This is a genomic window from Oleiphilus sp. HI0080, from assembly GCF_001635135.1.
Map to the genome: position 1 here is coordinate 1 of NZ_LWFU01000386.1, position 14967 is coordinate 14967.

The 14967-nt window shown below is 48.8% G+C and carries 10 protein-coding genes; 6 read left to right on the forward strand and 4 right to left on the reverse strand.

Annotated features, from left to right (window positions below):
• Positions 1–43: 43 nt before the first annotated feature.
• Positions 44–3946, reverse strand: coding sequence for a phosphoribosylformylglycinamidine synthase (gene purL, locus A3751_RS06620; RefSeq protein ID WP_068453614.1), 3903 nt, complete (start codon positions 3944–3946; stop codon positions 44–46).
• Positions 3947–4138: 192 nt separating this feature from the next.
• Here purL and mltF point away from each other — a divergent pair, with 192 nt between their 5' ends.
• Positions 4139–5554: a membrane-bound lytic murein transglycosylase MltF gene (gene mltF, locus A3751_RS06625; protein ID WP_068453616.1), complete on the forward strand. Its 1416-nt coding sequence runs from the start codon at positions 4139–4141 to the stop codon at positions 5552–5554.
• Here mltF and A3751_RS06630 read toward each other — a convergent pair.
• Positions 5551–6159 carry a phosphoribosyltransferase gene (locus tag A3751_RS06630; protein WP_068453621.1) on the reverse strand — a complete coding sequence of 203 codons (609 nt, stop codon included), beginning with the start codon at positions 6157–6159 and terminating at the stop codon, positions 5551–5553. The two genes, mltF and A3751_RS06630, sit on opposite strands and share 4 nt — an antisense overlap.
• 103 nt (positions 6160–6262) lie before the next feature.
• On the opposite strand from A3751_RS06630, the gene A3751_RS06635 reads away from it, so the two are divergent.
• Complete coding sequence (locus A3751_RS06635) at positions 6263–6841, forward strand: phosphoribosyltransferase (RefSeq protein WP_068453623.1); 579 nt, start codon at positions 6263–6265, stop codon at positions 6839–6841.
• Here A3751_RS06635 and A3751_RS06640 read toward each other — a convergent pair.
• Positions 6838–7314 (reverse strand): regulatory protein RecX, encoded by a 477-nt coding sequence (locus A3751_RS06640; protein WP_068453625.1) that lies wholly within the window; start codon positions 7312–7314, stop codon positions 6838–6840. The genes A3751_RS06635 and A3751_RS06640 overlap by 4 nt on opposite strands.
• Before the next feature lie 176 nt (positions 7315–7490).
• Between A3751_RS06640 and A3751_RS06645 the strand changes: the two genes are divergently transcribed.
• Positions 7491–10352 (forward strand): DUF349 domain-containing protein, encoded by a 2862-nt coding sequence (locus A3751_RS06645; protein WP_068453627.1) that lies wholly within the window; start codon positions 7491–7493, stop codon positions 10350–10352.
• Between the two features lie 47 nt (positions 10353–10399).
• On the opposite strand, the gene A3751_RS06650 is transcribed toward A3751_RS06645, so the two are convergent.
• Entirely contained in the window at positions 10400–10663 is a 264-nt protein-coding gene (locus A3751_RS06650) for a late competence development ComFB family protein (protein WP_068451563.1), read from the reverse strand.
• A gap of 197 nt (positions 10664–10860) precedes the next feature.
• Here A3751_RS06650 and A3751_RS06655 point away from each other — a divergent pair, with 197 nt between their 5' ends.
• From A3751_RS06655 to A3751_RS06665, 3 genes are all read left to right on the forward strand, one after another.
• Positions 10861–12975 carry a carboxy terminal-processing peptidase gene (locus A3751_RS06655; protein WP_197466210.1) on the forward strand — a complete coding sequence of 705 codons (2115 nt, stop codon included), beginning with the start codon at positions 10861–10863 and terminating at the stop codon, positions 12973–12975.
• 6 nt (positions 12976–12981) lie between these two features.
• Positions 12982–13764 carry a helix-turn-helix transcriptional regulator gene (locus A3751_RS23425; RefSeq protein ID WP_231876855.1) on the forward strand — a complete coding sequence of 261 codons (783 nt, stop codon included), beginning with the start codon at positions 12982–12984 and terminating at the stop codon, positions 13762–13764.
• A 66-nt stretch (positions 13765–13830) separates the two neighbouring features.
• Positions 13831–14967, forward strand: a 1137-nt coding sequence (locus A3751_RS06665; RefSeq protein WP_197466211.1) for an MATE family efflux transporter, incomplete at its 3' end; no start/stop codon positions are given.

Consider the following 14967-nt stretch of genomic DNA (forward strand, 5'->3'; position numbering starts at 1 on the left):
GTTGCAGCAAGCTCACGCAGGGAGCGTTAGCCGTTACTCCCGTTTACTTAAAGAAGGCTCTCGCATTCTCAAAGATACGCAGCCAAGGCGCTCGCTCTTCCCAATCCGATGGATGCCAAGAATTTTGCAGAGTACGATACACGCGCTCAGGGTGAGGCATCATAATCGTTACGCGACCATTCTCGGAACAAAGGCCGGTCACCCCTTCTGGCGAACCATTCGGATTGAATGGATAGCTTTCTGTCGCAGCGCCGTAATTGTCAACATAACGCATCGCTAGCTGACCACTTTCAATCAACGAAGGAATAGCGCTCTCTGAGCCGAACTCCGCTCGCCCCTCTCCGTGCGCGATCGCAACCGGAATACGAGTACCTGCCATGCCATCTAGCATCACCGATTGCGATTCAAGCAACTCAACCATAACGAAGCGAGCCTCAAACTGCTCAGAGCGATTACGAACAAAGTGCGGCCAGTGTTTTGTTCCGGGAATGATCTCTCGCAGGTTCGACAGCATCTGACAACCGTTGCAAACGCCCAACGCCAAGGTATTCTCACGCTCAAAGAAAGCCTGAAACTGATTCTTCACCTGCTCATGGAAGAGAATCGATTTCGCCCAGCCTTCGCCCGCACCGAGCACATCGCCATAAGAGAAGCCGCCACAAGCCACCAAGGCATTGAAATCAGCCAGCGCAACTCGACCGCTATTCAAATCACTCATGTGGACGTCTTGCGCTTCAAAACCTGCCTTAGTGTATGCGGCCGCCATTTCGATTTGACCATTAACACCCTGCTCACGCAGCACTGCAACTTTAGGCTTCGCGCCTGTATTGAAATATGGCGCGGCAACATTCTCGTTAACATCAAAGCTCAGTGTCGCGTGAAGACCTGGGTTCTTCGTATCCGATAATGCGTCGAACTCTTCTTGTGCGCACTCAGAGTTATCGCGCATGGACTGAATCCGATAACTCGTCTCGGACCAAATCTTCCAGTAGTCGGCTCGATTCGCACTCAAGACTTCCGCGCCATCAAAAGTAAATTCAATGCTATCGCGGTCGTTTGGAGACCCAATGACTAAAGTATGTTCACCAAGCCCTGCGGCATTAAATTGCTGAAGCACAAACTCTGTATCTTCAGCACGCACTTGAATCACCGCACCTAGCTCTTCATTGAATAGCTCACGCGCAAAATGAGAAGCATCTTCTGCAAGCATATCTAGCTTCACATCAACACCAACATGGCCCGCAAACGCCATTTCACACAGCGTGACGAAAAGTCCACCGTCAGAACGATCGTGATAAGCCAGCAGCTTATCGTCACCGATCAATCCCTGAATCACGGCAAAAAACGCTTTTAGATCTTCTGCATCATTTACATCAGGGCATACAGCGCCAACACGATTATAAACCTGCGCCAAGGCAGAGCCGCCAAGTCGGTTTTGGCCGTTAGCCAAATCAATGAGAATCAAATCCGTTGCATCTGAGGTAGCGTGCAGCTGAGGTGTGAGCGTTTTACGAACATCACTCACAGGCGCAAAACCCGAAATAACGAGCGACAACGGCGAGACAACCGCCTTTTCACCCTGCTCGTCTCTCCATACGGTCTTCATCGACATCGAGTCTTTGCCAACCGGAATCGATATGCCCAGTTTAGGACATAGATCCATACCCACAGCTTCAACAGCTCGATATAGCTTCTCGTCTTCGCCGGTATGTCCGGCCGCCGCCATCCAGTTAGCGGACATTTTGATATCAGAAATCGATGCTATTTGCGCCGCAGCCAAATTCGTTACGGCTTCACCAACCGCCATACGGGCGGAAGCGGCGGCATCGATAATGGCAATCGGTGTACGCTCGCCCATGGCCATCGCTTCGCCGGTATATCCCTCTAAATCAGAGGCGGTCACCGCAACATCTGCAACGGGTACCTGCCAAGGGCCCACCATCTGATCTCGGGCCACCATACCGGTAATGCTACGATCGCCAATGGTAATCAAAAAGCTCTTACTCGCCACGCTAGGCAAACGAAGCACGCGCTCGGCAGCTTCTTTAATATTAATCTGTGTTGAATCAAATACTTCTTTGAGGAATGCGGCGCTTTCGACGCTTCGATGCATCTTTGGTGGCTTGCCAAACAGTACCGACATAGGAAGATCAACAGGCTTGTTATTAAAATGCGGATCTTCAACGGTCAACTCGTCTTGCTCGAGCGCTTCACCAACAACCGCATAAGGGCATCGTTCACGAGCACAAATCGCTTCAAAACGCGCTAAATCTTTTGGCTCAACGGCCATAACATAGCGCTCTTGTGACTCGTTACACCATATCTCGTGCGGCGCCATACCGGGCTCATCATTGGGAACTTGTCGCAAGTCAAAACGACCGCCGCGCCCTCCATCTTTTACCAACTCAGGAAACGCATTTGAGAGACCGCCAGCGCCCACATCATGAATGAAGGCTATTGGATTTTCGTCACCCAGCTGCCAACAACGGTCGATAACCTCCTGACAACGACGCTCCATTTCTGGGTTTTCTCGTTGAACAGATGCAAAATCCAAATCGGCGTGGCTTGCTCCCGAGTCCATAGATGACGCAGCGCCGCCACCCAAGCCGATCAGCATTGCGGGGCCACCCAATACAATCAATTTGGCACCAACAGAGATCTCGCCTTTTTCTACGTGATCCGCGCGAATATTTCCTAAACCGCCGGCAATCATGATTGGCTTGTGATAACCCTTAACCTCTGTCTGCGCGCCGTAACTGACTTCTTGTTCAAAAGTTCGGAAATAACCTGCAAGATTCGGTCGACCAAACTCATTATTAAAAGCAGCGCCTCCGATCGGCCCGTCAATCATAATGTCGAGCGCAGAACATATTCGCTCCGGCTTGCCGTAATCTTTTTCCCAAGGCTGCTCAAAGCCTGGGATTTTCAAATTAGAAACAGTAAAGCCCGATAAGCCAGCCTTTGGCTTAGATCCTTTACCCGTGGCGCCCTCGTCACGGATCTCGCCGCCAGAACCCGTTGAGGCGCCGCTAAAAGGAGAAATCGCCGTGGGGTGGTTGTGCGTTTCCACTTTCATGAGGATATGAATATCCTCATCATGCGGCTCGTATACCTTGGTTTCAGGATTCGGGAAGAAGCGCTTACCTTTGTGCCCAACGATAACCGATGCGTTATCTTTATACGCGGAAAGGACCTTTTCGCCCGCTAAGGCATTGGTATTTTTGATCATAGCAAAGAGCGATTTCTCTTGTGCTTCGCCATCAATATCCCAAGACGCATTGAATATCTTGTGCCGGCAGTGTTCGGAGTTCGCCTGCGCAAACATCATCAACTCAACGTCTGTCGGATTACGATTTAGATCAATAAACGCTTTCGTTAAATATTCAATTTCATCGTCTGCGAGCGCGAGACCAATTCGCTGGTTCGCTTTTTCCAAGGCATCTTGCCCATAGGAAAGAACATCTACTGTGCTCAGTGGCGCGGGCTCTGACTCGCGGAACAATAACTCAGCACCCGCTATCTCGTGAAAGACGGCCTGCGTCATGCGATCATGCAATGCATTGGAAATGAGCGCATGCGCATCGCTATCGAGTTTGCCTTCGACCCGAACAAAGTAGGCGATACCGCGCTCGATTCGTTTGATCTTGTCTAAACCGCATTCAAGAGCAATATTCGTTGCTTTACTGGACCATGGAGAGATCGTTCCCAAGCGCGGTACGACAAGGAACAATTTACCATCAACAGATTCGACATTTGCCTTTGGTCCGTAGGTCAACAAGCGGTTTAGCACGTTGAGCTCGTATTCCTCAAGCGCCTCTTTTACATCCACAAAGTGCATGAATTCAGCGTAGACTGAAGCGACATTCTGATTGAGCTGTTGGAGTTGGCCTAAAAGGGAACGTTGCTTAAACGGAGATAAAGCGGGAGCGCCACGAAGTTCCATCATAGTATTGGCTAGCCTCTGAGCGGGTAAACGGGTAGAAGAAAGGCGCGTATTCTACTGCAAAGGCCATACCCTGTTAACTATAAACATACATTAGTATTTACGCTCGCTCTAATGCTCTGCATTATCTATACTCATTATTCAGTAATTTGAACACTCGTTTCCAAAAGAGTCCTTTCGAATCAAGGCTTTAGATTGAAACCTCTTAACCATTCAATATTTATCCTTCTCATCTTGCTCAGCGCGATGCTCACTGCATGCGGCAGCCCTACCGAGCTTGAGCGGATACAAACGCGTGAAACCCTGCATGTTATCTCTCGTAACGCTCCCGGAATTTACTACGAGGGCCGCGAAACTCGGGAGGGCCTAGAGTATGAATTAGTCTCGATGTTTGCAGAAACGCTTGGCGTCGAGCTTGACTTAAAAGTCGCCGGAACACGCTCTCAGGTTCGCTCGGCGCTCGACAATGGCTATACCAATATGGCCGCAGCCATGATGATGACCAATGAGTCGAATACCGAACGCTATCTTTATAGCGATAGCTTTCTCGAGGCGACGCCCGTCATTGTCTATCGATACGGTTCAACTCGCCCACGCAAGACGAGCGATTTAGTCGGAAAAAGCATCGCTGTAGCGATTGATAGTCACTTGTTATTGGAGCTTGAAAGACACAAGCAGGAGCTACCAGATCTTAAATGGAAAGCCATCAACGAAGATACCGAAGACCTCATTCGCATGGTACAAGATCGCGAGGTCGATTACGCACTGGTCTATTCGCTTGAATTGCAACTTCACCGCGCATTTTACCCGCGCGTCAGAAAAGCCTTTGAACTCGGAGATCCAAAGGGCGTCGCGTGGTTTTTCCCAAATTCTACTGACAAGTCCCTTCTCGAGGCGGCCAATGCATTCATTAGCCAGATCAAAGACGACGGCACTCTGATGTACCTCACTGAACGGTATTATGGTCATTTAGCGCAATTTAACTATGTTGGCGCTCGAACCTTTATACGGCATTCCAAACAACGCCTACCAAAATACGAAGACGCCTATAAGAAGTATGCGGAGCAATATGAGACAGACTGGCGCTTAATGGCGGCTATGGGCTATCAGGAGTCACACTGGCGGCCTAACGCCGTATCGCCAACCGGCGTGCGCGGCCTGATGATGCTAACGCAGGTTACAGCCAAGGAAATGGGTATAAAAAACCGTCTAGATCCACTCCAAAGCATCAAAGGCGGCGTAAAGTACTTCGCCCGCATTCACAAACGCATTCCAGATAGCGTGCCCGAACCGGATAAAACCTGGTTTGCGCTCGCATCCTACAACGTGGGACTTGGGCACTTGGAAGATGCGCGTATCCTTACCGAAAAAGGCGGCAAAGATCCAAATAAATGGGCCGATGTAAAAGAGTTTCTGCCACTGCTTCAGCAAAAAAAATACTACTCAAAAACACGCTATGGGTATGCCAGGGGCTCCGAGCCCGTCATCTATGTGCAAAACATTAGACGCTATTACGACGTTCTCCGCTGGATTGACGACGGCAAGCAGAAAGAACGACCAGCCACCACGCCAAAATTTCAGGAACAGCTAATTCGTTATCGGCAAAATTAAAGGTCCAGTAGCTTTGGCCTCAAATAGGGTACGACCCAAGGCTTGTGAGCCTTGATTTCATCTAGACTCAAACCGGTTAACTCATAGGGCAACACTAACCAGTCGTCTGTTTTGTGCAGATAAAAATCGGGCACCCGCCCTGTTTCGCTATGCCCTTCTTTGTAATAAGGCATCGCTATTCTCGTATCGCTGGGCATGTTTCGTTTTGCTTTATTGCTCAAGCGCGCAATTACCGCTTCAATATGTCGACCAGTGCGAAACACATCATCGACAATCAACAACTTGTCGTCGTGATTCATGTTCTCAAGCAGATACTGTATCCCGTGTACACGAATATCCTGTTTTTGATCGAGAGCGGTAAAGTATTGCTGCATACCCCGGTATGAGGTTCTGATCGCTATATGATCCGTTCTCATGCCAAGCGTCTGAAGGCACTCCTGAACATAAATACCAACCGTTGAACCCCCTCGCCAAATACCGACAATAAAATCAGGCCGAAAACCACTCTCGTAAATCATTACCGCCAAGCGATAGCTGTCTTCGACGAGACTCTTTTCTTCTACATAGCGCTTTGTTTCGACTCTCGCCTGAATATCCGAGCTCATTGCAAACAACCTAGGGCCATCGTTAGTAGGGTCGTTCAGCTTGCAAAATCTTTGTTAAAAAGTAAATAATCGGACGCACTTACCAGCTATTGAGACGAGTAACTTGGCGATTAAAACCTATATCGGCGCACAACAACTTCTCGAAGATTCCTTCCGCCTCGGCGCCCAAGTATTAGACTCGAATTTTCGCCCAAGCATCATTATTGCGCTATGGCGTGGTGGAACGCCTATTGGAACCGCTGTTCAGGAGCTTCTCGAATATCACGGCATCGAAACAGATCACATCGCTATTCGTACGTCATCCTACACGGGTATCGACGGCCGCTCTTCAGAGATTCGCATTCATGGTATGAGTTATTTAATCAAGCATGTCCAACACACAGACCGCTTGCTTATTGTCGATGACGTGTTCGACACAGGGCACACCATCAAAGCCGTGATCGACCACCTAAAGAACCATGCCCGAAGGAATGCTCCGGCGGAAATTAGAGTCGCCGTTCCGTATTACAAACCAACACGCAATCAGACCGACATTAGCCCTGACTTCTACTTGCACGAAACAGAAGAATGGCTTAAGTATCCGCATTCTCTGGAAGGCCTGAGCAAAGATGAGATAGCCCAGAATCGCCCCGAACTGTTTGAAATCATCAAAGACCATTTGCAACCCGACAAACCGGACTAATCTTCAGAGGGCTGCATAGCGTAATGAATCTGATCACTACTAAACCCTCGACTGTACAAAAACCGCTGTTGTTTGGCGCGTAACTTTTGATCATCACCGGGATCATCCAGCCCGAAGCGCCGCTCTCTCACTTGTCGAGCCAACTCAAACCAATCGATCTCACATGCCTCAAAAAACAAAGCGACTAACTCGCTATCAACACGTTGCAACTGCAACTCCTGACGCACACGCGCAGGGCCTTGCCCTTTTGCAGAACGCGACCGAATCAACATATCGACATAACGCTGCTCGGACAAATACCCAAGTTCAATCAATTGAGTCGTGATTTCATCAAGCAGCCTCGGATCAACATCCGGAGCGTGACGGCGGAGCTTTTCGCTGAGTTCATGTACCGAATGATCCCGTCTTGATAGCAAATCAAGCGCTTTGCTCTTCAAATCAGTGACCAAGGTTTTGTCTTCAGATTCTTCCACTACATTGCTCTTAAAGTGATGAAATTAGGGCTTTTAAATAAACGCTTCTTTGCACACAAATTCAAGGGTAAACTAATTAACTTGCCGCGCAAAAACATGATAAGAATACGCGCACTCCAAGAACAAATACTATCGCGAAACCACTATGGCTCGCGTTCGAAAAAGCAGGGACCCTCATGGCCAGTTTTTTATCAAAGCTTTTTAAGCCCAAGTGGCAACACACCTCTTCAGAAGTACGCAAAAATGCTATTGCAGACCTGAATTCAGCCAACAACGAAGAGCAACAGACGCTCGTCCAGCTTATGCTCAATGATGCGGCAGCAGATGTTCGTATTGCTGCGCTTAAACGACTCTCAGACCCAGCAACGATTATCAAGCACTACGCTTCCTTAAAAGAAGAAGACAAATCGCAAGCGCTTGAAATCACAGCAGAACAAAGCAAGCAGTTAGGGCTAAGTCTGTTTGATTTAATTCAAAACGACCAACTATTGGCTGAAATTATCATTGCCTCCGAGTCGCAAAATGACTTTATGAACGGTTTAGCTCGCTTGCAAGATGAGCAAGCCCTTCTGGCAATCGCAAGCAAAGCGAACCTTAGCCGCGTGCGCCAAGCTGCGACCGAACTCATCGAAACGGAACAAAACCTTCAACAGGTCATTGATGTTGCGCGCTCAAAAGACAAAAACGTTTTCCAAATTGCCAAAGCGAAGCTAAGCGCCATCCGTGAACGCAAAAAACTCGCCCAAGAACAACGCGAACAACTACTCACTCTGTTGAGCAACCTACGCGAACACGCAAGTACAGAGGATACTAACCTGTACAGCGCGAAACTAGAGAGTCTTACTCAGAAGTGGGTAACGCTGAGTGCGATCGCCACTGAAGACGAGACGAAACAGTATCAAGATCTCTTCTACCAATGCGATGTTCGCTCAAAACAACTTGCCGAAGAGTCAAAAAATAATGCGAAAGCGGAAGACAACGAGAACGAGGTTGATCCAACGCAACCAAATGATCGCGAATCGAATTCGGAGCATTCTGAGCTGTCTGCCACGTTACACACTCTAAACGACACGCTTGATCAGTTACGAAAGAGAGCCGCCTCGGCGCAGGAAGTATCGGCTATTGATGCGATTATCAAAACCCAAGAAACGCGCTGGATCGAGTCAACAAAAGCACAATCGATCGACAAGCTGACAGAGAAGACATACAACACGGCAATGGGGCTTTTACGTCGCTATCACAACGCCCTGCAAAAACTGACTCAGCAAAGCCCTGCGCTTGAGTCGCTCTTGGATTCAAAAAACGAAGATAGCAAAGAGCAGTTAGGTAAGATCATTGCCAAGATAGACTGGCCAGAGAATTTCGAACGCCCAGATGTACTTGCGCGCGCCATGCAACAGATCGCGAGCTCTAAAGCGAATAAAGAAGCGGAAAAACAGCGACAAGATGAGCTCGAAAATCAATTTGAGCGCCAGCTGATGAAACTGGATGCGTCGTTGGAAGAAAAGCAACTCGCCTCCTCCAAAAAACAAATGCAGTTAGTGCGAAAAACATACGGCCAACTCGACAAACGCCGCCAGAACAACCTTGCGGCAAGCTTAAAGCTCAGAAGCGCCCAGCTAAACGAACTGCGCGATTGGCAAGGCTTCGCGGCTTCGCCTCAACAAGAAAGGCTCTGTGAGGCCATGGAACAACTGATAGAACAGCATCTTGATCCTCAGGACAAAGCCGCAAAAATAAAGAGCCTGCAAGACGAATGGAAATCTCTTGGAGGTGCGCAAGATCAAAGTTTGTGGGAACGTTTCTCTTCAGCGTCAGATACTGCATTTGAGCCATGTGCCGAGTTCTATTCCCAGCAAAGCCAGGTGAAATCAAACAATTTGGCGAAAAGAGCGAAAATGCTTGAGGAATTGAGTGCTTTCGTAGAACAAAACAACTGGGAGAATCCAGACTGGAAAGGCGTCGAGAAAATCAATCGCCAGGCGCGGAACGAATGGCGCGATGCCTACCCGGTAGATCACAAGAAAAGCCGCCCACTACAAGAGAAGTTCAACGCCGTACTTGAAAAGCTCGATGAAAAACTCGCTTCAGAGCGAGCGCGAAATTTGGCCTTGAAAGAAGACATTGTCGCGCGCGCCCAAGCGTTGGCTGAGAGCGACGATTTGAACGCCGCCATGCAAGGCGCCAAAACCTTACAGAACGAATGGCAACAAGTGGGCATTACAGAGCACAAGAAAGATCGCGCTTTGTGGAAAGCATTCCGTAAATCTTGCGATGCAATTTTTGAACGTCGAGACGAAGAACGCAATAAGGCAAAAGATGCAGAGAAAGAGCAGCGTAACGCTGCTCGATCAGCGCTCGACGCTGCGAAAGAACTGGTGAAAGAGCCTTTCAGTGAAACAGCTGATGCAGAATCTGCACTCGCGCAGTTACGAAAAGAGATCAAGCAACTTGGTGACCTCCCTGCAAAAGAGAAAGCCCGCCTTTACGATCAATACGACAAGCTCATCGCGCAAGTGAAGGTGCAATTGAAGGGACTAGGCTTTCAGCAAGTCATCAATAAGTGGAGTGAAGCAGAGCGGAAAGCGGTACTTGCGTATACGGCATTCGCTCAGGGTGAGCTGGACGCGAGCAAACAAGAGTTTGTCAGCACAATGCGTTTAGATAAGAGTCTAGAGTCGCACTTCAAACGTTTTTGGCAGGATCTGGGAAATGGAAAAGTAAAACCCTCTGACGAAAACGCCGTGAAAGAGCTCTGCATACGTTGTGAGATTGCCGCGGGTGTTAGCTCCCCAGAACAAGATCAAGAGCGAAGAATGCAGCTTCAGGTTAGCCGTCTATCAGAGGGCCTGAGCAGCGCTGGGCATCAGAGCAGAGAAGAACAGTTAGAGGCGCTACTGACGAACTGGTATGCAGACATGCTCATCAGCAACGAGCTGCGCGAAGTTTACGAAAGACGTATTAAAGCATGTATCTCGGCTGTCTTTGGTGCGCATGAAGCGACAACCCAAGAATCAAGCAAGTCTGCACTAGCTTAATAATCAAGCTTCGTACGCTTTGCCTGAAGAGGTTAAGCGTACGAGCGCTAGTTCTTCACGCCTTTAATAAACTTAATGGCTTCCGTAACAGACTCCCTGACACTAACCTCTAGCTCGGCGCGCTCGTCATTACTCATATAAAACGCTCTGTCCACGCTATGCTTGATGTATTTTGCAGGCACCTTGTTTAACGCCAAGCACGCGATGTCACTTAGTTGCTCTTCTGTGCATGACTCGTTTTCTAGCTGCGCGGCCATCTCTTGAACAATTAAGCGCTCGTTATAATTAAAAATACTATCTAGCACAGACATCACTCTTTCCTCTAAAAACATTCCAATCAGGGAACATGTTGCATTAAAGCTAGTCTACAAATTAGGAAACGAATCGCTAAGTTTCAAATCTGAAACGACACAGCGCACGTTTACCCATAATATTTGGCAACCTTTGTGGCGGCTAACTGGGCTATAACATACAATTCTTAGGGTCTATGAGTGAAAAGAGTGAAGTGATGAAATTTATACACGTACTAGTCGTCGCCATATCGTTGTTGTCGTTCGGCTCTGTTCACGCAGCGCAGGAGAGTCTCGATGACCTACTTGCACAAGCGCAATCGACCCCAGAACTATCTCCTGAAAAATCTCAACGCGAGGCGAGTGTTCATATCGCGCGCTCTCTGCTACTTAGCCATTATCGAAAGCAAGATATCGACCGAACATTGTCAGAGCGTGTGTTCGATCATTACCTCGATTCACTCGATAGCCAACGACTCTACTTTCTCCAGTCAGACATTGAAGAATTTGCACCCTACCGCACTCGCCTGCATGGCGCGCTAAAGACAGGCCAATTAGAGCCTGGCTTTAAAATGTACAATCGGTATCAAGAGCGCATCATCAAGCGCGCTGTCTACAAAATTGAGCTCCTCAAAAACGATCTCAAAGATATGGACTTCGAAAATGACGAATTCATCCTGTCTGATCGATCAGAACTTCCTTGGGCGACGACGGAAGATGAACTTCGCGACATATGGCGTAAGCGGGTGAAAAGCGCCGCGCTCTCTTTAAAGCTTTCAGGCAAATCACTGGAAGAAGCCGCCAAGACACTCCGTACCCGCTATCAATCGCAGCTAAAACGCGCCTTGCAAACTCGAAGCGAAGATGCATTTCAAGCTTACATGAATGCGTTCACCACCCTTTACGACCCGCACACTAACTATTTTTCCCCACGCCTGTCGGAAAATTTTAATATCAACATGAGTTTGTCACTTGAAGGCATTGGCGCCGTTTTGCAAGCGGATAACGAGTTTACAAAAGTAGTTCGTTTGATTGCTGGCGGACCTGCACAGCAACAAGGCCAGCTTGGCCCTGCTGACCGCATCGTTGGCGTTGCCCAGGGCGAAGACGGCGACATGGTCGATGTGGTCGGCTGGCGTCTTGATGAAGTTGTTGAGTTGATTCGTGGGCCCAAACACTCAACAGTCCGCTTGGAAGTTATCCCCTCAGAAGCAAAAGTAGATACCGAAACACGACAAATCGCCATCGTCCGAGACAAAGTAAAACTTGAAGATCAGGCTGCGAAGAGCAAACTGATCGAGACTCAGCGTAATGGAGTCAAAAAGCGCGTTGGCGTAATCGCAATCCCAACGTTCTATGCCGATTTTCAAGCCATGCAAACGGGCGACCCAAATTACAAAAGCACTACTCGCGATACCTTAAACCTGCTCAACGAAATGCGGGCAGATGGGGAACTGGATGGGCTCGTTATCGACTTGCGAGGCAATGGAGGCGGCTCTCTCGATGAGGCAAACCGCCTAACAGGCCTGTTTATTGAGGAAGGCCCTACCGTTCAAATTCGAAGTGCCAATGACCGCGTTGAAGTACTCACAGATCCAGATCCAGAACTGGTTTATGGCGGGCCCTTAGTAGTACTTGTGGATCGTCTTAGCGCCTCAGCTTCAGAAATTTTTGCTGGTGCGATACAGGATTACGATCGCGGCTTGGTAATGGGTTCTCAAACATTCGGTAAAGGCACAGTCCAATCCGTTAGGCCTTTAAATCATGGCCAATTGAAAATTACTCAAGCTAAGTTCTACAGAATTTCAGGGGCGAGCACGCAACACAAAGGCGTAGTGCCAGACATTGAAATCCCAGACATTGTTGACCGCACAAAGGTGGGTGAAGACGCTTTAGAAAACGCGCTTCCATGGGATTCAATTGCAGCTGCCGATTACAGCGTCGTCCAAAACAATGCAGGCATAGAGTCCCTGCTAAACGAGAGACATAAAAAGCGCCTTGCACAGAACGAAGATTTCAAAGTCTTGCTTGAAGAGATCGCCCTATTGGAAAAACAACGCAACCAAGCTCAAGTTTCCCTCAAAAGAACCACCCGGGAAAGGGAGATCCAGGAAGCTGAGAAAGAGCAGCTCTCGCTAGAGAACAGGCGTCGAGCTCTTGACGGTAAAGAGCCGTATGCAAATTATGAAGCGTGGGAAGAAGATGTCGAAAAGCAAGCTAGCGAAACGCGCAGCGATGAGCTAGAGATTGATTTCATTGTTGACGAAAGCGTGGAGGTCCTGCTCGACTATATCGAAGCGACCGCCCAAGCTTCTATTGCAAAAGCAAGTTAACGCTAGATGACCAAAGAACCTGATCAACCCGGCAAAGCGCAGCTTAGCGAAGACGAACTCGTAGAAGAGCTGCGCAATGCCATTAAGGCTGATCAGGACGCTCGCAGTCAGGGCGAGCGGAGAAAGACCGGTAACTCCGCAAATCCGCCCGAGCAAGGTCTTCCAGATCCCTGGGTGAGTGAAGAAGCAATCTCAGGCCTGTTTGAACGCATTGGTAGTGCAGCGGGTCAAGCGGTCCGGTTCGCCAAACGTACAACCGACACATCATACAAAGTCGGCAAAGCGCTCATTCAATCGCAGGATCAGTTAAAACTGATGCTCGCAGCGGGCCAAAGCTTAAAAGACCTTCGAGAGGTTGCTGGCCTCACTGTCAGCGAATTAAGTGACGCCCTGCAATTAAAAGACAAATCACTGCTCGAAGCCGTTGAAAATGGCACGGCCACTCTATCCTTCGAACTCATTCTTCGCTTGAGCGCGCTTCTCGCGCGCAATGATCCTATCCCTTTTATCTTAAAGTACAGCCGCACCTATTCTCCAGAAACATGGAAACTCCTGCACGATTGGGGCGCTGGAAGGCTTCCGCTACAATATCAAAGGGAACGAGAGTTCATTAATATTTATCGCTCACAAGATAACGCGCGCCAATTGAGTGATGAAGGCTTTGCTCATGTATTGGCATTTACGAAAGAAGCATTCAACACAGCCCTGCACTTTGCCGGAGAGCAAGAAGGTATCGCTAAGAAACACGACAGCACTCGAACCACACCCCCACCTAAAAAATCAAAATAAGCCTTGATACAATCTGACCTGACACAGGGCCCTGTTAGCACACATTTAAAACGAATGACCGTGCCGATGATCTGGGGCATTTTATCGATCATGTCGATGAACCTCGTCGATACGTGGTACGTCGGACAACTTGGTACAGAACCGTTGGCCGCGATGAGCTTCACCATCCCCATCGTTTCGGTTTTACTCAGCTTGGCCTTCGGCATTGGTATCGGAAGCTCCTCGTTGATTTCCCGAGCCATCGGTGCAGGCCAGACCAAAACGGTCCGGCTGTACGCAACACAGTCTCTGTTCATCGGTGTCGTGATTGCCGCCAGCTTCGCAGTGCTGGGCTATCAAAATATCACGCCTATTTTTAGAACACTGGGTGCGCCAGCTCATCTCATGCCGCTTATTCATGAGTTTATGGATATTTGGTTTCTCGGAAGCTTTATTGTCGTTATACCGATGGTCGGTAATTCCGCATTGAGAGCAGCCGGGAATACCTTCATTCCCGGTGTCATTATGATGGTGGTCGCAGTTGTAAACATCATTCTCGACCCAATCTTGATCTTTGGTTACTTCGGCTTCCCTGCAATGGGACTAGCCGGCGCAGCGGTCGCCACCATCGTTTCTTACTCGTTTGCTCTCTTCATCGGCTTATATTTACTCACCGTCAGGCTTCGGTTTTTAAGCTTGAGCGATTGTAAGGGACGCATCGTCCAAAGCTGGCTAGATATTCTTCGGCTCGCCATTCCCGCCATTGGCACAAACCTAATCGCCCCCCTTTCCGTCGCTTATGCAACATGGTTGGTTGCCGCTTACGGGACCGACGCTGTCGCGGGCTTCGGCGTAGCCAGTCGCATCGAGTCGCTATGCCTAGTTGTAATCATGGCGATCTCTTCCATTATGGGGCCATTTGTTGGTCAGAACTGGGGTGCTGGGCGTCAAGATAGAGTAGCGCAAGGCTTGCTTCTCACGCGACGATTTAGCCTTGCTTTTTGCTTTGCGTTAACCTTGATCTTACTCTTCTTTAGCAAAGATATCTCTCAGCTGTTCACTGACGACGCAAAGGTGGTCTCTGCCTCGAGTCACTACCTATTAGCGGTACCATGGTCGTATTTTTTTCTCGCTGTTATTATGATTACCTCATCAAGCTATAACGGTATGGGAAAACCGATACCGTCACTTTTGATGTCGTTTATGCGTTTGATAGGACTCTTC